Annotated in this window: 20 protein-coding genes; 9 read left to right on the top strand and 11 right to left on the bottom strand. The window is 74.4% G+C overall.

Translation table 11 applies throughout. The features are described 5' to 3' along the window. Positions 1-86 precede the first annotated feature (86 nt). The gene (locus tag NOCA_RS24640; protein ID WP_011758002.1) at positions 87-1,409 is read left to right on the top strand and encodes a UDP-glucose dehydrogenase family protein; all 1,323 of its coding nucleotides are present in this window, start codon (positions 87-89) and stop codon (positions 1,407-1,409) included. A gap of 110 nt (positions 1,410-1,519) precedes the next feature. On the opposite strand, the gene NOCA_RS26185 is transcribed toward NOCA_RS24640, so the two are convergent. The 6 genes from NOCA_RS26185 to NOCA_RS26195 are packed head-to-tail and all read right to left on the bottom strand — an operon-like array spanning position 1,520 to position 9,143. Next, positions 1,520-2,809, bottom strand: a complete 1,290-nt coding sequence (locus NOCA_RS26185) for a hypothetical protein (protein ID WP_011758003.1) — start codon at positions 2,807-2,809, stop codon at positions 1,520-1,522. 17 nt (positions 2,810-2,826) lie between these two features. Next, the gene (locus NOCA_RS24650; protein WP_011758004.1) at positions 2,827-3,756 is read right to left on the bottom strand and encodes a hypothetical protein; all 930 of its coding nucleotides are present in this window, start codon (positions 3,754-3,756) and stop codon (positions 2,827-2,829) included. Between the two features lie 4 nt (positions 3,757-3,760). Then, positions 3,761-4,849: a sulfotransferase family protein gene (locus NOCA_RS24655; RefSeq protein WP_011758005.1), complete on the bottom strand. Its 1,089-nt coding sequence runs from the start codon at positions 4,847-4,849 to the stop codon at positions 3,761-3,763. A gap of 10 nt (positions 4,850-4,859) precedes the next feature. After that, the gene (locus NOCA_RS24660) at positions 4,860-6,503 is read right to left on the bottom strand and encodes a glycosyltransferase (protein WP_011758006.1); all 1,644 of its coding nucleotides are present in this window, start codon (positions 6,501-6,503) and stop codon (positions 4,860-4,862) included. A gap of 7 nt (positions 6,504-6,510) precedes the next feature. Further along, a complete protein-coding gene (locus NOCA_RS26190; protein WP_011758007.1) occupies positions 6,511-8,151 on the bottom strand; it encodes a hypothetical protein in 1,641 nt (546 codons plus the stop codon). Next, positions 8,151-9,143, bottom strand: coding sequence for a class I SAM-dependent methyltransferase (locus NOCA_RS26195; RefSeq protein WP_011758008.1), 993 nt, complete (start codon positions 9,141-9,143; stop codon positions 8,151-8,153). The genes NOCA_RS26190 and NOCA_RS26195 overlap by 1 nt, the downstream gene beginning before the upstream one ends. A gap of 24 nt (positions 9,144-9,167) precedes the next feature. Between NOCA_RS26195 and NOCA_RS24675 the strand changes: the two genes are divergently transcribed. Continuing rightward, positions 9,168-9,821, top strand: a complete 654-nt coding sequence (locus tag NOCA_RS24675; RefSeq protein WP_049774493.1) for a sulfotransferase — start codon at positions 9,168-9,170, stop codon at positions 9,819-9,821. 27 nt (positions 9,822-9,848) lie between these two features. Here NOCA_RS24675 and NOCA_RS24680 read toward each other — a convergent pair whose 3' ends face one another. Further along, positions 9,849-11,246 carry a GH1 family beta-glucosidase gene (locus tag NOCA_RS24680; protein ID WP_011758010.1) on the bottom strand — a complete coding sequence of 466 codons (1,398 nt, stop codon included), beginning with the start codon at positions 11,244-11,246 and terminating at the stop codon, positions 9,849-9,851. Between the two features lie 15 nt (positions 11,247-11,261). Here NOCA_RS24680 and NOCA_RS24685 point away from each other — a divergent pair, with 15 nt between their 5' ends. Continuing rightward, positions 11,262-11,924, top strand: coding sequence for a pirin family protein (locus tag NOCA_RS24685; protein WP_049774494.1), 663 nt, complete (start codon positions 11,262-11,264; stop codon positions 11,922-11,924). Positions 11,925-12,032: 108 nt separating this feature from the next. On the opposite strand, the gene NOCA_RS24690 is transcribed toward NOCA_RS24685, so the two are convergent. Together NOCA_RS24690 and NOCA_RS24695 are read right to left on the bottom strand one after the other, a co-directional pair. Further along, a complete protein-coding gene (locus tag NOCA_RS24690) occupies positions 12,033-12,956 on the bottom strand; it encodes a diacylglycerol/lipid kinase family protein (RefSeq protein WP_011758012.1) in 924 nt (307 codons plus the stop codon). Continuing rightward, on the bottom strand, positions 12,953-14,530 hold the full coding sequence (locus tag NOCA_RS24695; RefSeq protein ID WP_238383396.1) for an FAD-binding oxidoreductase: 1,578 nt from the start codon (positions 14,528-14,530) through the stop codon (positions 12,953-12,955). Before NOCA_RS24695 ends, NOCA_RS24690 begins: the two co-directional genes overlap by 4 nt. 17 nt (positions 14,531-14,547) lie before the next feature. On the opposite strand from NOCA_RS24695, the gene NOCA_RS24700 reads away from it, so the two are divergent. The 5 genes from NOCA_RS24700 to NOCA_RS24720 all read left to right on the top strand — a co-directional run bounded on the left by NOCA_RS24700 (position 14,548) and on the right by NOCA_RS24720 (position 19,523). Beyond that, a complete protein-coding gene (locus NOCA_RS24700) occupies positions 14,548-15,150 on the top strand; it encodes a TetR/AcrR family transcriptional regulator (protein ID WP_011758014.1) in 603 nt (200 codons plus the stop codon). Then, on the top strand, positions 15,147-16,718 hold the full coding sequence (locus NOCA_RS24705; protein ID WP_011758015.1) for a glycerol-3-phosphate dehydrogenase/oxidase: 1,572 nt from the start codon (positions 15,147-15,149) through the stop codon (positions 16,716-16,718). Before NOCA_RS24700 ends, NOCA_RS24705 begins: the two co-directional genes overlap by 4 nt. A 62-nt stretch (positions 16,719-16,780) precedes the next feature. Then, a complete protein-coding gene (locus NOCA_RS24710; protein WP_011758016.1) occupies positions 16,781-17,878 on the top strand; it encodes a sigma-70 family RNA polymerase sigma factor in 1,098 nt (365 codons plus the stop codon). Between the two features lies 1 nt (position 17,879). Continuing rightward, positions 17,880-18,443 (top strand): TIGR03086 family metal-binding protein, encoded by a 564-nt coding sequence (locus tag NOCA_RS24715; RefSeq protein WP_011758017.1) that lies wholly within the window; start codon positions 17,880-17,882, stop codon positions 18,441-18,443. A 69-nt stretch (positions 18,444-18,512) separates the two neighbouring features. Continuing rightward, positions 18,513-19,523: a helix-turn-helix transcriptional regulator gene (locus tag NOCA_RS24720; RefSeq protein ID WP_011758018.1), complete on the top strand. Its 1,011-nt coding sequence runs from the start codon at positions 18,513-18,515 to the stop codon at positions 19,521-19,523. 120 nt (positions 19,524-19,643) lie between these two features. Here NOCA_RS24720 and NOCA_RS24725 read toward each other — a convergent pair whose 3' ends face one another. Beyond that, positions 19,644-20,552 (bottom strand): DUF2332 domain-containing protein, encoded by a 909-nt coding sequence (locus NOCA_RS24725; RefSeq protein WP_140403852.1) that lies wholly within the window; start codon positions 20,550-20,552, stop codon positions 19,644-19,646. A gap of 124 nt (positions 20,553-20,676) precedes the next feature. Between NOCA_RS24725 and NOCA_RS24730 the strand changes: the two genes are divergently transcribed. After that, positions 20,677-21,669, top strand: coding sequence for a hypothetical protein (locus tag NOCA_RS24730; RefSeq protein ID WP_140403851.1), 993 nt, complete (start codon positions 20,677-20,679; stop codon positions 21,667-21,669). A 54-nt stretch (positions 21,670-21,723) separates the two neighbouring features. Here the strand turns inward: NOCA_RS24730 and NOCA_RS24735 are convergent, their stop codons facing one another. After that, entirely contained in the window at positions 21,724-23,181 is a 1,458-nt protein-coding gene (locus tag NOCA_RS24735) for an NAD-dependent succinate-semialdehyde dehydrogenase (protein ID WP_011758021.1), read from the bottom strand. Between the last annotated feature and the right edge of the window lie 162 nt (positions 23,182-23,343).

Here is a 23,343-nt window from a genome sequence, read left to right on the forward strand (position 1 = left end):
ACACTCAGCCCATGGCCTGCTACGCGCCGCCCAGCACGCACTCTCGCGGCGGCCGACGACTGAGCGCCACGTCCTAGACTCGCGCCGTGCCTGGACAACGCGTCACCGTCATCGGATGCGGCTACCTGGGGGCCACCCACGCCGCCTGCATGGCCGAGCTCGGCTACGAGGTGCTCGGCGTCGAGATCGACGCCGCCAAGCGGGAGTCGCTCGCGGCCGGCAAGGTGCCGTTCTACGAGCCCGAGCTCGAGGAGCTGCTCGCCAAGCACGTGACGTCGGGGCGGCTGCGGTTCACCGACTCCTACGAGGAGGCCGGGGCGTTCGGCGCGATCCACTTCGTCTGCGTGGGCACCCCGCAGCGCCACGACGCGCTCGGCGCGGACGTGCGGTACGTCGACGCCGCGGTCGAGTCGCTCGCGCCGTACCTGGTCGAGAGCGCGCTGGTCGTCGGCAAGTCGACCGTCCCGGTCGGGACCGCGGAGCGCCTGGCGGCCCGGCTCGCGGCGCTCGCCCCGGCGGGGGCCGAGGCGCGGCTGGCGTGGAACCCGGAGTTCCTCCGCGAGGGCTTCGCCGTCAAGGACACCCTCGAGCCCGACCGGCTGGTGTTCGGGGTGGCCTCGGAGCGCGACGAGCAGGAGCTGCGATCCTTCTACAGCTCGGTGATCGAGGCCGGCACGCCGGTGGTGGTCACGGACTTCGCGACCGCCGAGCTGGTCAAGGTCTCGGCCAACGCGTTCCTGGCCACGAAGATCTCCTTCATCAACGCGGTCGCGGAGGTCTGCGAGGCGGCCGGCGGCGACGTCGTCGACCTCGCCGACGCGATCGGCCACGACGCCCGGATCGGGCGGAAGTTCCTCAACGCCGGCGTCGGCTTCGGCGGGGGCTGCCTGCCCAAGGACATCCGGGCGTTCCTGCACCGGGCCGGCGAGCTCGGGGTCGAGGACACGATGTCGTTCCTGCGCCAGGTCGACGACATCAACCTGCGCCAGCGCACCCGGGTCGTGCAGATCGCGACCACGATGCTCGGCGGCAGCGTCGCCCGGGCCCGGATCGCCGTGTGGGGCGCCGCGTTCAAGCCGCACAGCGACGACGTCCGCGACTCGCCGGCCCTCTCGATCGCGGGGCAGCTGCACCTACGCGGCGCCCAGGTCTCGGTCTACGACCCGAAGGCCAACGACACCGCCCGGGCCACCTTCCCGACCCTGGACTACGCCGAGTCGGCGCTGGCCGCCGCCCGCGACGCCGACCTCCTGCTGCACCTCACGGAGTGGCCGGAGTTCCGCTCGGTCGACCCGGCCGAGCTCGGCGCCGTCGTACGCCGCAAGCAGCTGGTCGACGGCCGCAACGTGCTCGACCTCGCCGCCTGGCGGGCCGCCGGCTGGACCGCCCGGGGCCTCGGGCGGCGGTAAGGGGGCCCGGGTCGGTTTCCCCGGTGAACCGGGGAAACCGGAACTGTTGGGCCGAAACTTCGGGGCAGAAGTTCCAACTTCCCCGGTGAACCGGGGAAACCGCCCGCCCCCTACAGCTCCATCAGTCGCGACGGGGTGAGCCCGGTCCAGGAACGCTCGACGCGGCTGGGGTCGAGGAGGTAGTCCAGGTCGACCTCCCAGGTGTGCCCGGACTCGTTGCGGCGCAGCACGTACCCCAGGCCATGGGTGCGGTAGATCGCGCCGCCGGCGGCGGTGACGGCGGTGAGCAGCTGGGCGTCGACGTACCTGCGCACGCTGCGGAACCCGCCGACCTCGCGCAGCACCGGCCGGTCGACCAGCATCGTGCCGCCCGCGACGAACCGCGCGTACAGCTCGGTGGGATGACCGCGCTTCACGGTGAGGTCGCGCGGTGCGACGTAGTGGAACTCCGCGGGCATGCCGACCAGCTGGGCGCCGCTGTAGGCGCGGGCGCGGAGCAGGTCGGTGACCACGTCGGGCGCGTACCAGTCGTCGTCGTCCATCTTCAGCAGCACGTCGCCGTCGGCGACCCCGGCCGCGGCGTGCAGGACGTCGCCGAAGATCGTGTCGGCGCTCGCGGGCGCGAGGCGTACGTCGACCGCGGGACCGACCGCGGCGCGGACCCAGGCCTCGTCGACCGTGAAGCCGTGCGGCGCGAGCACCAGCTGCAACGCGGCGACCCCGCGCTGCCGGGCCACCTGGGCCAGCGCGAAGTCCAGCTGCTCGGGCCGCCGGGTGGCGAGCAGGACCGAGACCGGGCGCTGCCAGTCGATCGAGCCGTGCGCGTCGAGGGCGGCCCGGCGCAGCACCAGGCTGTGCTCCTCGCGGGCCAGCGGGTCGTCGAGGTCCACCTCGTCGAAGCCGGCGCCGGTGAGCGGGACGCCGGCCATCGCCAGCCCCGCGACCGTCCGCGGGTCGGCGTCCGGGCCGACGGCCACGCCCTGGGCGTCGCGCAGCTCGGCCACCAGCGAAGGCGTCAACGGGGCCGACCCCAACGCCACCACCCCGCGCTCCCAGGCCGACCGGAAGCCGATCGGGTTGAACAGCCGCTCGTCGAGCCGCGCCGGGTCCTCCCGGACGGCCACGACCACGGGCCACACCGCCTGGCGACCCAGCTCGGACACCACCTCGGCGACGGCCACCGGGCGCGCGAACCGGGCGACGACCAGCCAGCCGCCCTCCGCCCGCCGCGAGCGCAGCGACGTCAGCGGCGGCCACTCCGGCCGCGGCACCAGCGCCAACGCCCCGGGCGCCGACTCCACCAGCACCCGGACCACCGCGGACCGCTCGTCGGCGGGCCCGTCGTACGAGCGCAGCGCGAGCAGGTCGGCGACCCGCACCTCGGTCCTGCGCTCAGCCATCGGCCTGCGGACCCAACTCAGACGTCCAGCCGGCCGCGGCGCTGCACCAGCGGCCGCGGCACGCGCGGCAGCCAGGTGCGGGTGATGTGGTCGACCACGTGCACACCGGGCGGCGCCTCGATCCGGTGCAGGCCTTCGACCCGCTCGCCGCGGCCCTCGCACAGCGCGCTGTAGACCTCCCACTCGCGGCGCTTGCGCGGCGCCCGCGAGGAGTCGAACTCGGTGTGGCTCCAGTGCGCGAACTCGTCGGCGTCGAGCCACTTGAGCTCCACGCAGAGCCCCTCGGGCAGGATGATCCGCTCGGAGCCCTCGGGGAACTCGCGCACCTCCCACTCGAAGGCCTTCACGAACGTGTACTCCGGGCCCATCGGGTAGATCCACGGCTCCAGGAACCGGAAGCCCAGGTCGATCCAGGCCACCGACTCGCTCTCGATCGAGACCGGGTGCCGCGGCACCGCGACGACCGCGCGCGAGTCCTCGAGCTGCCAGGACAGGTCCGCGAGCGTCGCGACGCCCTCGCGGGTGAGCACCATGTCCCCGTCCCACTTCATCGAGTACGACGTGCGCACCTGCGAGAACGACCAGTTGTAGAAGTGGGTGAGCGAGTGCACCGAGTCCGGCGGGGTCGCGAGGTGCTCGGCGCCGGCGCGGCTGACGCGGAACGGGTACGCCGTCAGCGTGAACCGGTCCGCGGCGCCGACCTGCTCCGCGACCCGCTGCGCGACCTCCGGGGTGCCGTCGTCGGACCCGTTGTCGACGAGCACCACGTGCTGGACCGCCTCGAACATCGGCGGCAGCACCCAGGGCAGGTTCCGGGCCTCGTTGCGGACCCGGAACACGCAGGTCAGCCCGGGGCGCAGCGGCCCCTCGCGCCACGGCCAGGTGACGTCGTACGCCCGCTCGCCCTCGCGGTTGGGGATGTCCGGTCCCGTGGTCGCCCGGCCCATCGCCCTAGCGCTCCTTGCCGAAGGCCTTGCGCAGGCCGCGGCGCGCCCCCGCGGGCACCATCGCCCGGACGCCGTGCGGCACCCGGTCGGCCAGTCGGGCGGGCACCAGGGCGCCGGACGGCGCCTGGGCCTGGCCCTCGCGGCGCGCGGCGAGCGCGGTCGAGTGCGAGAGCGCCTCAGCCTCGTCGTACAGCGCGGCGTAGGCGGTGCGCAGCTCGTCGAGCCGGTCGTGCACGTCGGGGGTGTCGCCGTCCTCGTCGGCCAGCCGGTCGAGGTGCTGCCAGGTCTCCTCGGCGATCTCGCGCAGCCGGCCCGGGACCTCGACGTCGTCCCAGGTGAGCTGCACCCGGCGCAGGCTCGGGTCGATGAACTGGTGCACCCGGCGGATGTCGTTGGCGGTCGCGGACTGCACCGCGTCCAGGTCGAAGGCCTGGCCGATGCCGAACACCGGGATCGTCCAGTCCTTGAGCATGTCGTCGTAGCGGACGAACCGGCGCGCGGAGCCGCGGGTGGACCGCTCGGTGTGCAGCATCATGTTCACCCACGCCGCGGTGCGCTGCACCTCGCCGGCGGCCGCGCCGGCCTTCGCGGCGGCGTAGTACTTCTGCTTGCTGCCGACCACCTCGGTCACCGGGCGGAGCATCGTGACGTACGCCGGGGCCGCGTCGCAGCGCAGCGCCGCGGCGCGCCACAGCCCCAGGAACCACGCCAGCCGCGGGTCCTTGACCACGAGCTCGGGGCCGCCCTCGACGAACTGCTCCTCCAGCCACTCGTGCAGCCGCCCGCGCAGCGGCTCGAAGGCCGAGAGCTTGCCGGCCAGGAACCAGGCGGCGGGTCGCGCGTCCGAGACCTGCACGTTGCAGCGCTTGAGCAGCTCGTCGTGGAAGTCGACCACCCACTGCGGCTCGCCGAAGCCCTTCGGGTTGGTCTCGTCGGCGACCACCTCGGGCTGCGGCACGTGCATCCCCAGCGTCTGCAGCGCACCGGACATGGTGCTGGTGCCGCTGCGCCCGGAGCCGACGACGAACACGACGCGCCGCTTGACCGGGATCGGCTCGGAGAGCGGGATCGGCGTCGACGGGTGCCCAGGCATGCCAGGCAATCTAGCGTCGCCCGCGGCGCAGGAGCGAACCGATCCTCGACCGCCCGGGGCGCGCCGGGGCCTGCCGCCGGGGCTCCGGCTGGGCCGGCTGCCCGGCCTGCTGCGCCGCCTGCTTGCCCTGCTGCGCCCCGGCCCTCCTGCCCTTCTGCTGCGGGGATCCCCCGCCCGTCCCGCCGAGCTCGCGCCAGGACTCGGCCGGGTCCTGGGCCGGCCCGGCGGTGCCGCGCAGCCGCGGCCGCTTGATCGTCACGCTGGGCTCGAACCCGGCGTCCCCGCCCTCGACCCACCACGACCCGAACAGCTCGTCGACCAGGTCGTCCAGGCGCTCGGGGTCGGCGGGATTCCCCTCGGGGCCGGCCACCTTGGCGGCCCGGGCGTACGCCGCGGTCCGCTCGACCCGCGCCACCGAGCCGTCGGCCATCAGCACCTGGCGCAGGCCGTGGTGGGTGCGCTCCAGGTGCAGCACCAGCGTGCCGAGCGTCTCGGGCGTCGGCGCCCAGTCGGCGTTGGCGAGCACCAGCCGGAACTGGCCGCGGCGCCGGCCCGACGACTCGGCGAGCAGCACCCGGGGCTCGCCGGCGTACGCCGCCCGCACCAGCCGCGGCGCCCGCTGCTCGTCGTCGAGCGGGTGGGTGCGCTCCTCGGTGATCCGCGACCAGTCACCGAGCAGCGTCACCGAGAGGTCGGTGAGCGAGGAGCCGAGCACCGAGTCGACGGTGGCGATCACCGCCGTGTGGTCCAGGCCGCGGGTGTCCAGCACCACCTCGAGGTAGGGCACGGAGTAGAGCCGGCCGCGGCGGCGCTGCGGCTGCAGGTCGGGGACCCGGTCGGCGAGGAAGTGGGTGTTGTAGTCGTTGACCTCCTCCTGGCGGCTCTGCTGGTGCGAACGGCCCAGGTGCCAGCTGCGCGCCTCCCGGTCGGCGACGAAGACCGCACCGCACTCGGCCAGCCGGTAGCCGAGGTCGATGTCCTCGCCGAGCCGCAGGCCGGTGTCCATGCCGCCGGCCTCGTCGTACAGCGTCCGGCGCAGGGACGCCGTCGCGCCCACGTGGGTGCGCAGGGCGCGCGGGCCGGCGGTGCGCAGGTCGTCGGTCCGGTCCCACACGTCCTCGACCCAGTGCCGCTCCTTCTCGGCAGTGGCGAACACCTCGTGCATCCGCCCGCTCGCGTCGGGATCCCTTGCCAGCAAGGAATCCGGGTCCACGAACCACTTGTGCCCGAGCACGACCGCGTGGTCGATCAGGTGGTGCCAGCGCAGCTGGGCCTCGACCTCCTCGGGCTCGACCAGCATGTCGGCGTCGAGCCAGTGCAGCACCTCGCCGTCGGCGGCGAGGGCGCCGGTGTGGCAGGCGTTGGCCCGGCCCCAGCCGGTCTCGACGCGCACGATCCGGGTGCGCTCGGGCCGCGGCCCGGTCAGCTCGGACAGCTCGAGGGGGCGCGCCGGGTCGTCGTCGGCGACCACCACCTCGAGCAGGTGCGCCGGGTAGGTCTGGGCGGCGAGGCCGGCGAGCACGTAGGGGAGCAGCCGCTGCGCGCCGTACGCCGGGATCACCACGGACACCGACCGGGTCGGCTCCCACCGGCCGAGGGCGGGCGCGTCGAGGGTGCCCCAGTCGTTGCGGCGCACCCGGGGCTGGTCGCTCACTGGTCGATCACCCTGCCTCCAGGAGTCTGCTGGGCCGGAAGCCGCGCCACTGCGCGGCGACGCTCTGCCGGGTCAGGAAGTAGCCGAGTCCGGTGTCCCAGGTGTGGCCGTGCGTCGTACGCCGCAGGACGTACCCGAGGCCCTGGGTCCGGTACACGCTGCCCCCCGCGGCGCGGACGTCCTCGAGGAGCCGGGCGTCGACGTGCCGCGGGACGCTGCGGAACCCGCCCACCGCGCGCAGCAGCGCCCGGTCGAGGGTCATCGTGCCGCCGGCGACCACGGCGCCGAAGCTCTCGCTCGGGCCGCGGCGGCGCACGGTGGTGCGGATCGGCTCCAGGTAGACCAGCTCCGCGGGCGTGCCGACCAGGTCCGCGCCGGAGTAGTGCTTGGCGAGCAGCAGGTCGGCGAGGAGGTCCGGCCCGTACCAGTCGTCGTCGTCCATCTTCACGACCACGTCGCCCGTGGCGGCGTCGGTCGCGGCGCGGAGCACGTCACCGAAGACCGTGTCGGCCGGCAGCGGCAGCAGCGTGACCGGCCGCTCGCCCAGCCGCTCGCGCACCAGCCCGGGGTCGGCCTCGAACCCGTGGGTGGCCAGCACCAGCTCGAGCTCGGCGACGCCGCGCTGGCGGGCGACCTGGTCGAGCGCGAAGGCGAGCTGCTCGGGTCGGCGGGTCGGCAACAGCACGCTGACCGAGGGGTACGCCGCTGCCCGCAGCCCGGCGCGCCGGGCGACCCGGTGCCGCCAGGCCAGGTGCGAGTGCTCGCGCAGGGCGGCCCGGCGCAGCCGGACCGAGTGCTCCTCGCGGCGCAGCGGGTCGTCCAGGTCGGCCGGGTCGACCGGGTCGATGCCCGGGTAGCCAGCGCCGAGCAGCGGCACACCGGCCATCGCCAGCCCGGCCACCGTGCGGGGATCTGCGTCGTCGGGCACCACGACGGCCTGGGCGTCGCGGACGGCGGCGACCAGCTCCGGGGTCGGGTCGCCCGCGGGCAGCGGGACCGGCCCGCGGTCCCAGTCGCGGCGGAAGCCGACCGGGTTGAGCAGGGCCTCATCGAGGGGGGCTTCGTCGAGCGGGCCGGCCGGCTCGCCGCGCAGGTGCAGCGCGACCGGCGCCCGGCCCAGGACCGGGTGCTCGGGCAGGTCGGCGCGGCCGCCGACGACCACCGCGGCCGGGACCTCGTCGGTGACGGCGGTCGGGTCCACCGGCACCGGGGCACCGGTGACGACCAGCCCGTGGTTGCCGGTCACGACCCGGGTGCCGGTGTGCCGTGCGAGCTCGACGAGCACCGGCCCGGCCGGGGCGGGTCGCCGGAAGGTCAGCCGGGTGTGCGCGCCGCCGTCCGCGGTCTCCGCGACCAGGTTGGCCAGCGGCGGCCACTCCGGACGGAGCACCGTGGTCACCGGGCCGGTCGCCGACGCCAGGTGGCACCCGACGTGCTTGGTCCGGCCGAGGCGGGGCAGCCGGGAGACGGCCACCCGCAGCGCGGCCTCGTCAGCGACCGCCAGGAGCACGCTGGCCCAGACCCCGTCCGGGACCTCGTCCCCGAGCGCCACGCGGGTCACGCCCTCGGGCACCGGGCCGGAGCCGGTCGCCAGGTCGACCCCGGGGCCGACGAGCACCAGGGCCGGTGCGGCGAGGTCGGCGAGCATCAGGTCCGGGTCAGGACGGCCGCGCCCTTGTCCAGGCGCAGCGTCTCGAACTCGAAGTCCGGCAGCAGCGGCCGCCAGCGGTCCACCACGTCGGCGTCACCCGGGCGGGACGTGTCGTCGACGACGATCGTGCAGGTCCGGGCCAGCCGGTCGCGCAGCAGCGGGACCATCGGGTAGCGGGCCCGCGGCCCGGTGCCCTCCGGCGGGCCGTCGACCAGGACCAGCCCGACCTCGGAGAGGTCGGCGAGCGCGGACTCGTCGTACCACGGCGTGTGGTGGTCGGGCAGCGACGTCGGCCCGAGCGGCGCGACCCGCACCTCGGCGTACTCCGCGACGCCGTGCCGGGCGAGCAGTCGCCGCGTGGAGTCCGCCCAGTCGGGGTCGTGCTCGAGCGCCACGATCCGGGTCGCGATGCCGTGCTCGCGAGCGGCCAGGGCGAGGACCACGGTCGAGACGCCGCTGCCGCCCTCGACCACGGTGGCCGGCCGGGTCTCGACGAACCGGTCCACCAGCGCGACCAGCAGGTCGGCCGAGGCGGTCCACAGGCCGAGCGGCGGGATGCCGGCGCGGATCGGGACCATGTCGAACAGGTTGGTGATGTCCTGCACCCGCTTGGCGACCTGGTCGCGCTCCTTCTTCAGGTGCGCCTGGGTGACCAGGCCCTTGGGCAGCTGCGGCCGCGCGGCGCCCCGACCGCGCCGGCCCTGGTTGCCCTGCTTGCCCTGCTTGCCGGGCTGGCCCGGCCGGCCCGGCCGGCCCGGTTGCCGGTCGGGCCGCTGGGCCCGCGCGATCCCGCGCTCCAGGCCGCGCAACCGCTCCTCCACCCGCCGCAGGACGACGTACCCGCACACGCCGGTGGCCGCCACCGCGCCGGAGAGCGCGAGCCCGACGAGCACGCCGGTGCGCCCGTCGACGAGGCCGAAGACGACGGGTGCGGCCACGAGCAGGAGGGCGACCACGAGAGCAGCGAGCCGGAGGCGGGCGGCAGACATGGCGGTCACTCTAGACTCCACAGCATGCCGCGATCGGACCTGAGGTACCTGTTCGTGGTCACCTACGGGCGCTCCGGCTCCACCCTGCTGATGGGCGTGCTCAACACGCTGCCGGGCTACCTGATCCGCGGCGAGAACCGCGACGCCCTGCACCACCTGTTCCTCTTCGACAAGACGATGCGCACCGAGAGCGGCCGCGGACCGAGGAAGAAGCTGCGCCAGCCGACGCATCCGTTCTTCGGGATCGCCGGGTACCCGCCCGAGCGCGCCGTGCGTCAGCTGCGCCGGCTGGCGACCGACACCGTGCTGCGGCCCAAGGAGGACACCCGGGTCACCGGCTTCAAGGAGATCCGCTGGTACCACGCCGACCTCGAGGAGTACGTCGCGTGGCTGCGCGAGGTCTTCCCGGGCGCCCGGTTCCTGGTCAACACCCGCAACCACGCGGACGTGCTGAAGAGCAAGTGGTGGGCCGAGGGCGAGGACAAGTCCGCCCACCTCGCCGACATCGAGCGGCAGATCCTCGCCCTGGCCGACTCCCTCGGCGACGCGGCGTACCGGGTCCACTACGACGAGTACGTCGCCGACCCGGCGGCCCTGCGCGGGCTGTTCGACTGGCTCGGCGAGGACTTCGACGAGGACGCCGTGCGCGCCACGATGGCCGTGCGCCACTCGATCTGACGCCGACCGCCCGGCATGTGACGCGCGTCAGCCCACGGAGCGGGTCTGCCGGGCGATCACGTCGGCGTACCACTGGAAGGAGCGCTTGGGGGTGCGCACCTGGGTGTCGAAGTCGACGTGCACGAGGCCGAAGCGCTGGGTGTAGCCCTCGGACCACTCGAAGTTGTCCATCAGCGACCACGTGTAGTAGCCGCGTACGTCGACGCCGCGCTGGCAGGCGGTCGCGACCGCCCGCAGGTGGGCGTCGAGGTAGTCGATGCGCGGCTGGTCGTCGACGACGCCGAACTCGTCGGGGCCCATGTTGTAGGAACAGCCGGACTCGGTGATGTAGATCGGCGGTAGCGCGGCCCGGTAGCGGGCCCGCAGCGTGATCAGCCACTCGCGCAACGCGTCGGGCACCACCGGCCAGCCGAAGTCCGTGGTCGGGTAGCCGACCAGCTCGCGGAACTCGAAGGGCATCTCGGCGTCCTCGCGGGCGGCGCCGATCTTGAACGGGTGGTAGTAGTTGACGCCGTAGAAGTCGAGCGGCTGGCGGATCACCGACAGGTCGCCGTCGCAGACCACGTCGGCCATCAGCGGCTGCAGGTCGGCGGGGTAGCGGCCGAGCAGCATCGGCTCGGTGAACATGCCGTTCCACAACGCGTCGAAGAGCTTGGTCGCACCGACGTCCGCCTCGTCGTCGCTGGCCGGCCACATCGGCGAGTGGTTGTTGGCGCAGCCGATGCTGGTGGCGCCGGCGGCGCGCAGCTCGACTGCGGCGCGGCCGTGCGCGAGCAGCAGGTGGTGGGCGACCGGCATCGAGTCGAACATCAGCGTCCGGCCGGGCGCCTGGAAGCCGACCGCGTAGCCCATCATCATCACGACGTTGGGCTCGTTGACGGGGATCCAGTGCTCGACCCGGTCGGCGAACCGCTCCCCGACGATCGCGGCGTACTCCGCGAAGCGGTCGACGGTGGCGCGGTTCAGCCAGCCGCCGTCGTCCTCGAGCGCCTGGGGCAGGTCCCAGTGGTAGAGGGTGGCCATCGGCTGCACGCCGTTGGCGAGCAGCTCGTCGATCAAGCGGTCGTAGAAGTCCAGGCCCTTCGGGTTCGCCGGACCCGAGCCGGTGGGCTGGATCCGCGGCCAGGACAGCGAGAAGCGGTAGCCGCCGGCGCCCAGGCGCTTCATCAGCGCCACGTCCTCGCCGTAGCGGTGGTAGTGGTCGCACGCGACCGCTCCGCTCGAGCCGTCGACGATCCGGCCCTCCTCGGCGGTGAAGGTGTCCCACACGCTGGGGCCCTTGCCGTCCTCCGTCGCCGCGCCCTCGATCTGGTACGACGCCGTGCTGGTGCCGAACCGGAAGCCGGGAGGGAGCTGCGGGAGGGAGCTGCCCGCAGGGCTGCCGGAGCGGCTGCCGGGGGAGCTGTCGGGGGACGCGGGGGGCACGGCACAATGATGCCGGTGAGCGTCGAGATCCGCCGGGGAACTGATCGGTACCTCACCCGCGGGGCCGGATTCTTCACCCGGCACTCGTTCGCCTTCGGCGAGCACTACGACCCCGACAACGTCTCGTTCGGCCCGCTGGTCTGCCACGACGACCACCGGCTCGGTGCCGGCGCCGGCTTCGAGAGCCACCCGCACCGCGACCTCGAGATCGTCACCTGGGTGCTCTCCGGGGCTCTCCGGCACGAGGACTCCGCGGGCCACTCGGCGGTGGTGACGCCCGGGGTCGTGCAGGTGCTGTCGGCCGGGACCGGGGTGACCCACTCCGAGCTCGCCGGCCCCGACGGGCCGGTCCGCTTCGTCCAGGCCTGGCTCACTCCGGAGGAGCCGGGTACGCCGCCGGCGTACTCCGCCCGCGCCGTCGAGCTCGAGCCGGGCCGGCTGGTCGACGTGGTCCGGGTCGGCGCGGCGACGCTGCGGGTGGCACGGCTCGGCGCGGGCGACACGGTCATCCTTCCCGAGGAGCCGCGCCAGCACGTGTTCGTCGCGGGCGGCGCGCTCACCCGGTCCTCGCTGGCCGAGCCACTGGCCGACGGCGACGCGTTCCGGATCGTCGACCAGCCCGGGCTGGCGGTGACCGCGGCGGTGCCGACCGAGCTGATGGTGTGGTCGTTCGGGTGAGCCCGTCCCCGCCCTCCCTTCCGCTGTAACGCCCGTTTACCCCTTCTTCCCCCGTGTTGCAGCATGGTCGGAAGAGTGGGTAACAGGGCGTTACAGCTGAGCGGCGAGTCAGGCCAGGACGGCGAGCGCACCGGGGAGGATCTCGACGGCGGCGGGGGCGGCGTCGAGGGTGGGGAGCGGGCCGAGCGGCTCGCCGTCGCCGCCGACGGGGATGGCGGAGCGCGACGTGCCGCGCAGCTCGACCCGGGTGCCGGTGAGCACGGTGACCTCGGGCAGGGCCACGTGGGAGCCGTCGTACACCTTGGGCAGCGAGCGCATCAGCGCGACCCGCGAGGCGGCCTCGATCACGACGACGTCGAGCCGGCCGTCCTCGACCGACGCGGCCGGCGCGATCTTCATCCCGCTGCCGTAATAGCCGGAGTTCGCGACCACGACCGTGGCCGCGGTGTAGGTGTGCTCGATGCCGTCGACGGCGACGACGTAGCGCCCGGCCTGGTAGGTCGCCAGCGAGCGGAGCGCGGCATAGGGATACTGCAACCGGCGCGGCAGCCAGGTCGCCCGGTCGACGATCTCGGTCGCGCGGGCGTCGACGCCGGCGTAGACCGACCCGGCGACCACCCGGCGCGCCCGCCCGAGGCCGGTGACGGCGATCAGGTCGACGTGGCGTACGGCGCCCTCCAGCAGCAGCCGCGCCTGGCCCTCGGCGTCCTCGGGGAGGCCGAGCATCCGGGCGAAGTCGTTGCCGCGGCCGGCGGGCAGCACGCCGAGGACGCCGCCGCGCTCCGACACGAGACCGGCGAGCGAGGAGAGCATCCCGTCGCCGCCCACCGAGACGACCACGTCGCCGCGGCCGACGGCCTGGTCGACCAGCTCGACCATCGCGTGCGGCCCCGGCGAGTAGGTGACGTCGACGGTCGCGCCGCCCTCGCGCAGCAGCCGGGCCACCGGCACCACGGCCTCCGGCGCGGCGCCGCCGCCCGAGGACGGGTTGACCAGGAACGTGAACGCCCTGCGGCTCTCCGGCGCGCTCACGGGATCAGCACCCCCGGGTTGAGCACCCCGGTCGGGTCCAGGTCGGCCTTGACCGCCCGCAGGATCGAGACGCCGACGGGGCCGATCTCGCGCTCGAACCACGGCAAGTGGTCGGTGCCGACCGCGTGGTGGTGGGTGATCGTCGCACCGGCCGCGAGCATCGCGTCGCTGGCGGCCGCCTTGGCCACCCGCCACTGGCCCAGCGGGTCGTCGGTCTCCTTCGCGGCCACGGTGAAGTAGAGCGAGGCGCCGGTCTCGTAGACGTGCGAGATGTGGCAGAGCACCAGCGACGGCTGGCCGAGGGAGGTCTCGAGCGCGGTCTTCACGCCGGTGTAGAGGCGGTCGAGGTTCGACCAGAACGTCGCGGTCTCCAACGTCTCCACGAGCACCCCGGCGTCGAGCAGCGAGTCACGCAGGTACGGCGCGTCGTAGCGCCCGTGTGCCCACTTCTCCCCCGGGCCGGTGCCGACGCCGGTGCCGCCGAGGCCCTCGAAGACCGCCGTGACGGCGGACCGCTTCGCCTCGACCGCGGCCGGCTCGCCCTCGAAACCGACGACCATCAGGCAGCCTCCCGCAGACTCCCCGCCGATCGCGGCCGGGTCGGCGAGGTTGATCGCCGACTCCGACTCGTCGGAGAGCCGCAGCACCGTGGGCAGCAGCCCGGCCTGGGCCAGGGTCCGCATGGCGGTGGCACCGTCGGCGAACGACGGCCAGCGCCAGGCCTCGTACACCTGCACCGCCGGCACGGGCCGGACCCGCAGGGTCAGGGAGGTGATCACCCCGAGGGTGCCCTCCGAGCCGAGGAAGAGCTGGCGCAGGTCCGGGCCCGCGGCGTTGGCCGGTGCCGTGCCGAGGACGATCCGGCCCTGGGGGGTGGCCACGGTCAGCCCGACGACCAGCGCGTCGAAGCGGCCGAACCCGGCGCTGGACTGGCCGCTGGAGCGGGTGGCGGCGAAGCCACCGAGGCTGGCGTACTCGAAGGACTGCGGGAAGTGCCCGATCGTCATCCCCTCGGCGGCCAGCAGCGCCTCGGCCTCCGGGCCGCGCAGGCCGGGCTCGAGGGTCGCCGTCATCGAGACGTGGTCGACCGCGAGCAGCCGCTTCATCCGCACCAGGTCCAGGCTGAGCACGGCCGCGAAGCCCTCGCGGCGGGCGACCAGCCCCCCGGTGACCGACGTACCGCCGCCGAACGGCACCACCGCCAGGTGGTGCTCGACCGCGAAGGCGAGCACTGCGGCGACCTCGTCGTGGCTGCCGGGGCGGACCACGGCGTCCGGGGCGTCGGCGAGGTCGCCGGCGCGGGCGCGGAGCAGGTCCGGGGTGGACTTGCCGCGGGTGCGCAGCCGCCGGGTCGCGTCGTCGATCAGCACGTGGCCCACGCCGACGACCTCTTCGAGCCCAGCGACCAGGTCGGGCGCGAGCGCGGACGGCGCGAGGGCCGGGTGCGCGACGGTGGGGCGGTCGTCGACACCGAACACCATCTCGACCAGGCCGCGCGCCTCGTCGGGGAGCGCGCGGGCGCGGGTCGGATCGCCCCAGCGGGACGGATGCATCTCGGTCTGGTTCACGGTCACGTGTTACAGTGTGACACATGACGTCACTCCGTCACAACGCTCCCGATCGAGCAGAGCCCCGGGACGGCTATCTCGACGCGGCGCGCGCCTGCATCCTCGACGTCGGCTGGCGGCGTACGACGCTCACCGAGGTCGCCCGCCGGGCCGGAGTCTCCCGGATGACGATCTACCGCACCTGGGCGGACATGCCCCGGCTGCTGGCCGACCTGATGACCCGCGAGTGGGGCAGCGTGGTCGCCGACTCCCTCGCCGACGAGGACCCCGCGGCGCCGACCGTGGACCGGCTGGTCGGCGACATCGTCCAGACCGTGCAGCGGCTGCGCGAGAACGAGCTGTTCGTGCGCATCGTCGAGCTGGACCCCGAGCTGATCCTGCCCTACCTCTTCTCCCGGCGCGGCCGCTCCCAGGACAGCATCCTCGAGCGCACGGTCGCCGCCCTCCGCGACGCCCAGGCCGAGGGCGCGGCCCGAGCCGGCGACCCGGTGGCGATGGCGCGCGCGATGCTGCTCGCCGCGCACGGCTTCGTGCTGTCCGCGCACACGATGGTCGACGACGACGTGTCCGTCGAGGACCTCGACGCCGAGCTCGTCCTCGCCCTGACCCGGGGGCTGCGGCCATGACCGGCCCGACGACGACCAGCCGGATCACGCCCGGCCTCGCCGGCGTCCCGACCGAGGTCGACCTGGTCGTGATCGGCCTGGGCATCACCGGAGCAGGGGTCGCGTTGGACGCCGCCAGCCGCGGGCTCTCGGTGCTCGCGGTCGACGCCCACGACCTGGCCTTCGGCACCTCCCGCTGGTCCTCGAAGATGGTCCACGGTGGGCTGCGCTACCTCGCCAAGGGACAGGTCGGCGTCGCCCACGAGAGCGCCGTCGAGCGCGGCATCCTGATGGAGGTCACGGCGCCGCACCTGACCCACCCGATGCCGATGCTGGTGCCGCTGAGCTCCAGCGTCACCCGGCTGCAGACCTGGCTGACCCGCAGCGGCATGTGGGCCGGCGACCTGCTGCGCCGCGGCGCCCGCACCGACGCCGAGACGCTCCCGAAGCCACGGCACCTGACCGTCACCGAGGCGCGCAGCCTGGTGCCCGCGCTGCGCCCGGCCGGCCTGCGGGGCGCGGTGCTCGGCTGGGACGGCCAGCTCGAGGACGACGCCCGCCTGGTGATCACGATCGCCCGCACGGCCGCGTCGTACGGCGCCCAGGTCCGCACGCACGCCCGCGTCCTGGAGGCCACCGGCACGTCGGTCCGGCTCCGCGACGAGACCCGGTCCGCGGAGGGCGACGAGACGACGACCGTCACCGCGCGCAGCGTCGTCAACGCCGCGGGGGTGTGGGCCGGCGGCCTGGTCGACGGCATCACCTTGCGGCCCAGCCGCGGCACCCACCTGGTGCTGCGCGAGGAGACCCTGCCCGGCCTGACGGTCTCGGTGTTCTGCCCGGTGCCCGGGGAGACCAACCGGTTCGTGATGGTGCTCCCGCAGCCCGACGGGACGGTGTACGTCGGCCTCACCGACGAGCCGGTCGACGGGGAGATCCCGGACGTGCCGGAGGCCTCGGAGACCGAGGTCGGCTTCCTGCTCGACGTCGTCTCGGCGGCGTTCTCCCACCAGCTGCACCGCACCGACGTGGTCGGCACGTTCGCCGGGCTGCGCCCGCTGCTGGACCTGGGCGGTGACGGAGACGGCGCGCGGACCGCGGACCTGTCCCGGCGGCACGCCGTGCTGACCAGCAGCACCGGCGTCATCACCGTCGTGGGCGGCAAGCTGACCACGTACCGCCGGATGGCCGAGGACGCCGTGGACGCCGCGGTCGCCCAGGCCGGCCTCGCGGCGAGTCCGTGCCGCACCCGCGAGCTGCCGCTGCTCGGCGCCGCACCACGCGCGGAGCTGGCGTCGTTGGAGCTGCCCAGCCGGCTGGTGCGCCGCTACGGCACCGACGCGGCCCTGGTCCTCGAGAGCGCCCGGGAGGTCAGCGGCCTGGCCGACGAGGAGCTGCTGGCCGCGGTGGCCCCGCACGTCCCGGTCACGCTGGCCGAGCTGCTCTTCGGCGTGACCCACGAGGGTGCCGCCGACGTCGACGACCTCCTCGACCGGCGCACCCGGGTCGGACTGGTGCCCGCCGACCGCGAGCTCGCCGTACCCGCCGCCCGACGCGCCCTCGAGATCGCCGCGCCCGCCGTCCGATGAGTTTCCGCGTCGACGCCGGTCGGTAGGCAGAGGCAGACTGGACGACGCGAGGAGCTGGACCCATGACGGCGATCGAGGCGGCACCGATGACGACCCATCCGCAGACCGACACCCCGACCGAGGGCCGGACCGCGGCCGCGCGCAGCGAGCTCGGTGACTTCCCGACGCTGACCCAGCGCTACCAGCGCGAGCTGCTCGCGCACTGCTACCGGATGTCCGGATCGGTGCAGGAGGCCGAGGACCTGGTCCAGGAGACCTTCCTGCGCGCCTGGAAGGCATCGGCCGACTTCCAGGGCCGCTCCTCGGTGCGCACCTGGCTCTACCGGATCGCCACCAACGTCTGCCTGACCAACCTCGAGGGCCGGCCCCGGCGGCCGCTGCCGGCCGGGCTCGGCACCCCCGACGCGATGGCCGGCGACGCGCTCGAGGAGAACCACGAGATCGCCTGGCTCGAGCCGGTCCCCGACGCGGCCGTCGTCGTCGCCGAGCGCGACTCGATCCGGCTCGCGTTCGTCGCCGCCCTGCAGCACCTGCCCGCCCGCCAGCGCGCCGTGCTGATCCTGCGCGACGTGCTGCGCTGGTCGGCTGCGGAGGTCGCGGAGGCCCTCGACACCACCTCGGCCGCGGTCAACTCCGCGCTCCAGCGCGCGCACGCGCAGCTCGCCGGCCGCGGCCTCACCGAGGAGACCGTCGAGCCCGACCTGACACCGGCCCAGCAGCAGCTGCTCGAGAGGTACGTCGACGCGTTCTGGCGCAAGGACGTCGACGCGATCGTCAGCCTGCTCACGAGCGAGGCCGTCTGGGAGATGCCGCCGTTCACGAACTGGTTCGTCGGGCCGGACAACATCGGCGAGCTGATCGACAAGCACTGCCCCGGGGGCTGGAACGACATGCCGATGCTGCGTACGTCGGCCAACGGCCAGCCCGCGTTCGGGCTGTACATGCGGATGGCCGACGGCGGCTTCACGCCGTTCCAGCTGCAGGTGCTCGAGCTGGACGGCTCCCGCGTCGCCCACGTGCACGCGTTCTTCGACACCGCGCTGTTCGCGAAGTTCGGCCTGCCCGACCGGCTCGACGACGACTACCGCCCCGGCGACCACCCGATGAGCCTGGTCCCGACGAGTCCCGCCCCCTCCGCCCCGTCCCCGGCCGGCGAGTGAGTTGACCCAGACCCTCCCCGGGTCCGTCGAGCTGCTCGACCGGGCCCTGGGCTACACCCGCGCCCGACTGGCCGTCGTGCACTCCGAGCTGCTCTGCCGGCCGACGCCGTGCGAGGGCTGGACGCTGGCCGACCTGCTCGCCCACCTGGAGGACGGCCTCGACACGTTCACCGAGGCCGCCGGCGGGGCGGTCGAGGTGCGCGGTGGCAGCACGGCCGCCGGCCGGCTGGACTCGTTGCGGGACAAGGCCTGCGCCCTGCTCGCGGCCTGGAGCGAGCCGACGCCCGGCGACGTCGTCATCGAGACGGCCGGCGCGCACGTCGATCTCGCCGCGCCGACCCTGGTCGCCACCGCGGCACTCGAGGTGACCGTGCACGGCTGGGACGTGGGGCAGAGCACCGGCGAGCGCGCCGCGATCCCGGCGAACCTGGCCCAGCACCTGCTGCCGATCGCGCACCGGCTGGTCGGGGCGGGCGACCGCGGGGCCCGGTTCAAGCGGGCCCGACCGGTGCCGGCGATGGCGCCGTACGACCAACGGCTGCTGGGCTTCCTGGGCCGCACCTGACTGGTCCACCGTCATCGAACTCCGCCGTTCCGACCCCCCACAGGGGCGGGTCTTCCTAGGCTGCGGGTCGTGCTGCCGACCCGAGTCGATCTCGCTGCCCGTGGCTACGCGATGGCCCGTGCGGGCCGGATCGGTGAGGCACTCGCAGACCTCGAGCAGCTGCGCGCGACCGGCTGGGACGACCTCGACGACCTCGACCGGGCATCCGTGCTGACGACGGCGGTCGACTGCCGGCTGGCCCGCGGCGACCTGTCGGCGGCGATGGCCCTCGGCGAGACCCTCGGCGGGTTCCTGGACCGGCCCGGCCTGACCGGGGCGGTCGCGCACCACGGTCGGGGCGAGCTGTCGGCGGCGGCCGGGGACTCCGACCTCGCCGCCGGGCACTTCACGCGCGCCGGCCGGCTGCTGGCCGGTGGGACGGGCGACATCGGACCGGGCGACATCGGACCGGGCGACATCGGGCTGGTGCCGTGGCGGGTGGGCGCGGCGCTGGCCGCCGTCCGGCTGGGCCGCCGCCGCGAGGGAGCGGCACTCGCCCGCGAGCACCTCGGCGCGGCGCGGTCGTCGTGCTCGCCGTACGCCGTCGCGGTCGCCCTGCGCACCATGGCCACGGTGGACGCCGGCAGCGACCGGACCGCGCTGCTGCGCGAGGCGCGGGACGTCCTGGCCGGCGTGCCCGCAGCGCGGCTCGCCGCGCAGATCGACACCGACCTCGCCGGGCTGCTCCTGCTCTCGGGACGGCCGGACGCCGCGGCCGCGCTGGGACTGCTGCGTGCGGCCGAGGCGTACGCCGGGCGCGAGGAGCTCTGGCCGCTGCAGAGCCGGGTGCGCCGGCTGCTGGACCGGATGGGCGAGCCGGCCCGGCCGGTGCACGGCGAGGCGCTCGCGGCGCTCACCGCCGCGGAGCGCCGGGTCGCCCGGCTCGCGGCCGACGGGTTGACGAACCGGCAGATCGCCGACCGACTGGTCGTGACGGTCAAGGCGGTCGAGTGGCACCTCTCGCACATCTACCGCAAGCTCGGCATCCGCTCACGCACCGGCCTGCCCGCGAGCCTCGGCCTGGAGGCCGCGGCGCTGTAGCTCTCGGGCCGGGCCGCGGTCGGTTTCCCCGGTGAACCGGGGAAACCGGAACTGTTGGGCCGAAACTTCGGTCGAGAAGTTCCAGTATTGGCCGAGAGGTCGGGACCGTGATGGCGCGGGCTAGAACCAGCGGAGGCTGCGGCCGTGGCCGTGGGTGCGGGCGACCGCGCGCCCGTCGACGCCGAACACGAAGCCGTGCTCGTCCTCCGGCACGGCCGGACCGGTCGCGGTGACGGCGGGGAGCACCCGCGGCCCCTCGTTGCTCACCCAGTGGCACCGACCGGCCGCGACCAGCCCGGTCATCAGGTCGTGGAACGCGGTCCGGCGCTCCTCGGGCAGGTAGGCGACCACCGCGCTGTGGAACACCAGCACCGGGGCGTGCTCGCGCGCCCGGTCGACCAGCGCGGGGAGCTCTTCGAGCAGGTCACCGCGGACCAGGTACGGCGGATCGGCCCGAGCGACCTCGACGGCACGCTCGAGCCGGGCCCGGCGGTCGTCGTGCTCGGGCCAGACCAGCGCGGCCAGCCAGCGCACCTGGTCGTCGTCGGTGACGTCGACCGGCGCCAGGTCGATGCCCGCTCGCCAGACCACCTCGGGCGGGCCGTCGGGAAGCGGTCCGTCGCCCAGCACCGCGCAGGCGAGCTCCGGGGCGGCGGGGTCGCCGACCCGGTGTACACCGGAGGCGGTGCGCCACGCATAGCGGTAGCGGTCCGGGAAGAGGCAGAGCCCGGCACTGGCGCCGACCTCGACCAGCGCCACGGGGCCGGCGCCGGCGGCGAGCGCGAAGGCGGGCACCAGAGTGGCCAGCCGGCCCGCCTCGTTGGTCTGGGTCGCCCGGTCGAGGATGGTGCGCCGGATGGTGCCGTCGTCGCGAAGCAGGGCCTCGCGCAGCGCGGCGTACGGGCCGGGCGCCGGCACCCCGTGCCAGCGCGCCGCGGCGAGCACCAGGTTGGGCTGGCGCTTGGTCAGCGGCAGGGTCGCCAGCCAGGCCAGCAGCTCCTCGTCGGCCGCGACCAGTCCGCGAAGCAGGGCGACGTCGGGGCGGCGTCGGCCGCGAACTCGGCGTACTGCGTCGCGGTGTCAGCGAAGAGGTCCACCCCGCCATTGTCGAATCCGGCCCGGGAGAGGGGCCGGATGGGCCACCATTCTCGGCATGGGGACCTTCGGGGGGCGAAGGGCGGTGGCGCATGCCTCCGCCCTGCTCGTGCTCCCCGTGCTGCTTGTGGCGTCCCTGCTGGCGGGCTGCACCGCGGCCCTGGACCAGGCGCACAGCGTGCAGACGAAGCTGGGGCGGATCGACCAGATCGCCGACGCGACCGTGAGCACGCCCTCCCACGAACGTGCCGCGGCCATCACCATCAGCTACACCGGGGTCACCACCGCGCGTGAGCTCGCCCGGCTGCTCGACGACGTCGCGCGGGTCGCGGACGACGAGCAGTACCCGGCGTACCGCCTCGACCTGGCCCCGGCCGACTCCCCGGGCGACACCCTGGTCGTGGACTCCACGTTCATCGACAGCGACGTCGTCTCCGCCGTGCTCACGACCTGGTTCCGGGTCACCGCGTCCCTCCTCGGCGACGTGACCTACTCCTACCAGCCGGGCAACGAGTCGATCGCCGTCGACGCCGGTGCGGCCGTCGCGCACGACGTCAGCGAGGCGAGCCGGATCGGCTACGGGTTCCGCGACACCACCTGGACGTTCACCAACGCCGGCACCGTCTTCGTCGCGTCGGGCCGGGTCTCACCGACCGACGTGCTGCTCTTCTCGGGCGTGCAGCGCTCGGTGTCCTCCGCGGCGCTGCCGGCGCCCGCACCGACCTGGCGGTTGGAACGGCGCACCGACCACCTGCTTCTCGACCTGGACGTGACCTTCGCGTCCGAGCCGGTCGCGGCTGCGCGCCTGACGATCGAGCGGTACGGCGACGACGTCCAGCGGTTGGTCGTGGCCGCCCTCGGCGCCGTCCGGGTCGCCGGCCTGCCGGTCTGGCTGCGACTGCACCACCGCGCGGACACCGCCGGTGGGGGCACCCCGCAGGACGACGTGTTCGGGTACTGGGTCGCCGGCCACAACCCGGTCCGCGGCCGGGACCCGATGCTCCGCGGCTGGGACCGGTGGCTCGCCGCCCTGGCCCGCGCGACCCGCTGACCGGTCCAGCCGCGAGCGCGGCCGGACCCCGCCGGGCCGGACGGCCCGGGGAGATCAGCCGGCGGGCAGGGCCACGTACGTGGTCTCGAGGTACTCCTCGATGCCCTCGAAGCCGCCCTCGCGGCCGAACCCGCTGGACTTCACGCCCCCGAACGGCGCGGCCGGGTTGGAGATCAGGCCGGTGTTGACCCCGACCATGCCGAACTCCAGTGCCTCGGCCAGCCGGATGGTGCGGGCCAGGTCGCGGGTGTAGACGTAGGAGGCCAGGCCGTACTCGGTGTCGTTGGCCATCCGGATCGCGTCGGCCTCGGAGTCGAAGGTGGTGATCGGCGCGACCGGGCCGAAGATCTCCTGGACGTTGATCTCGGAGTCGGCCGGTACGCCGAGCAGCACGGTCGGCGGATAGAAGTAGCCGGGCCCGTCCACGGGCCGGCCGCCGGTGACGACCGTGGCGCCGTCGTGGACCGCGTCCGTGACCAGCTGGCTGACGCTCTCGACCGCCCGCTCGTCGATGAGCGGCCCGACGTCGACGCCGTCGTCCTGCCCGCGCCCCAGGCTGAGCGCGCCCATCCGCTTGCCGAGCTTCTCGGCGAAATCGTCGGCGACCGAGGCGTGCACCAGGAACCGGTTGGCGGCCGTGCAGGCCTCCCCCATGTTCCGCATCTTCGCGACCATCGCCCCGTCGACCGCCGCATCGACGTCGGCGTCCTCGAAGACGAGGAACGGGGCGTTGCCGCCGAGCTCCATGCTGACCCGCTGCAGCCGGTCGGCCGACTGGCGGACCAGCACCCGGCCCACCCCGGTCGAGCCGGTGAAGCTGACCTTGCGCAGCCGGTCGTCGGCCTGCAGGGTTTCGCTGAACTCGCCGGTATGGCTGGTGGTGACGACGTTGAGGACGCCGGCCGGCAGCCCGGCCTCCTCGAGCACCGCCGCGAGCGCCAGCATCGACAGCGGGGTCTGGCTGGCGGGCTTGACCACCATCGTGCAGCCGGCTGCGACGGCGGGCCCGATCTTGCGGGTGCCCATCGCGAGCGGGAAGTTCCAGGGGGTGATGAACAGGCACGGGCCGACCGGCTTCTTGATGGTCAGCAGCCGGCTCCCGCCACCCGGGGCCTGCATCCAGCGGCCGTGGATCCGGACCGCCTCCTCGGCGTACCACCGGAAGAACTCCGCGCCGTACGTCACCTCACCGGCGGCCTCGGCGACGGTCTTGCCCATCTCCAGGCTCATCAGGTGCGCGAACTGCTCGGAGCGCTCGATGATCAGCTCGAAGGCGGTGCGCAACAGCTCACCGCGCTGGCGCGGGGGCGTCGCAGCCCAGTCGGCCTGCGCGGCCACGGCCGCGTCGAGCGCGTCGACCGCATCCGCCACGGACCCGTCCGCGACGTCGGTGAGCACCGACCCGTCCGCCGGGTCGATCACGTCGAGCCGCTTGCCGCCCTCCGCGTCGCGCCAGGTGCCGCCGATGAGGAGGCCCCGCTGGGTGGGGCCGAGGAGGTCCAGTCCGTTCATGCTGCCCAGCCTGGCACCTCGCGACCTTGGATGAAATCGCTGACAGGCCGACGGCAGCGTGTCACCCTGGATGCGTCGACTTCGGAGGGAGCACCTAGTTGTCGGCAAGAACCCCTTGCTGACCCCATGCAGCGAGGGGTTCACCCTTTGCCGGGGCGGTCC

This window comes from Nocardioides sp. JS614, assembly GCF_000015265.1.
In the GTDB taxonomy this organism is placed as follows: Bacteria; Actinomycetota; Actinomycetes; order Propionibacteriales; family Nocardioidaceae; genus Nocardioides.

Bases quoted from the DNA above. Each gene is read 5' to 3' on its own strand.
- NOCA_RS26185 (WP_011758003.1), bottom strand. From the start codon at position 2,809: ATGGCTGAGCGCAGGACCGAGGTGCGGGTCGCCGACCTGCTCGCGCTG.
- NOCA_RS24650 (WP_011758004.1), bottom strand. From the start codon at position 3,756: ATGGGCCGGGCGACCACGGGACCGGACATCCCCAACCGCGAGGGCGAG.
- NOCA_RS24655 (WP_011758005.1), bottom strand. From the start codon at position 4,849: ATGCCTGGGCACCCGTCGACGCCGATCCCGCTCTCCGAGCCGATCCCG.
- NOCA_RS26190 (WP_011758007.1), bottom strand. From the start codon at position 8,151: ATGCTCGCCGACCTCGCCGCACCGGCCCTGGTGCTCGTCGGCCCCGGG.
- NOCA_RS26195 (WP_011758008.1), bottom strand. From the start codon at position 9,143: ATGTCTGCCGCCCGCCTCCGGCTCGCTGCTCTCGTGGTCGCCCTCCTG.
- NOCA_RS24675 (WP_049774493.1), top strand. From the start codon at position 9,168: ATGCCGCGATCGGACCTGAGGTACCTGTTCGTGGTCACCTACGGGCGC.
- NOCA_RS24700 (WP_011758014.1), top strand. From the start codon at position 14,548: ATGACGTCACTCCGTCACAACGCTCCCGATCGAGCAGAGCCCCGGGAC.
- NOCA_RS24705 (WP_011758015.1), top strand. From the start codon at position 15,147: ATGACCGGCCCGACGACGACCAGCCGGATCACGCCCGGCCTCGCCGGC.
- NOCA_RS24710 (WP_011758016.1), top strand. From the start codon at position 16,781: ATGACGGCGATCGAGGCGGCACCGATGACGACCCATCCGCAGACCGAC.
- NOCA_RS24730 (WP_140403851.1), top strand. From the start codon at position 20,677: ATGGGGACCTTCGGGGGGCGAAGGGCGGTGGCGCATGCCTCCGCCCTG.
- NOCA_RS24735 (WP_011758021.1), bottom strand. From the start codon at position 23,181: ATGAACGGACTGGACCTCCTCGGCCCCACCCAGCGGGGCCTCCTCATC.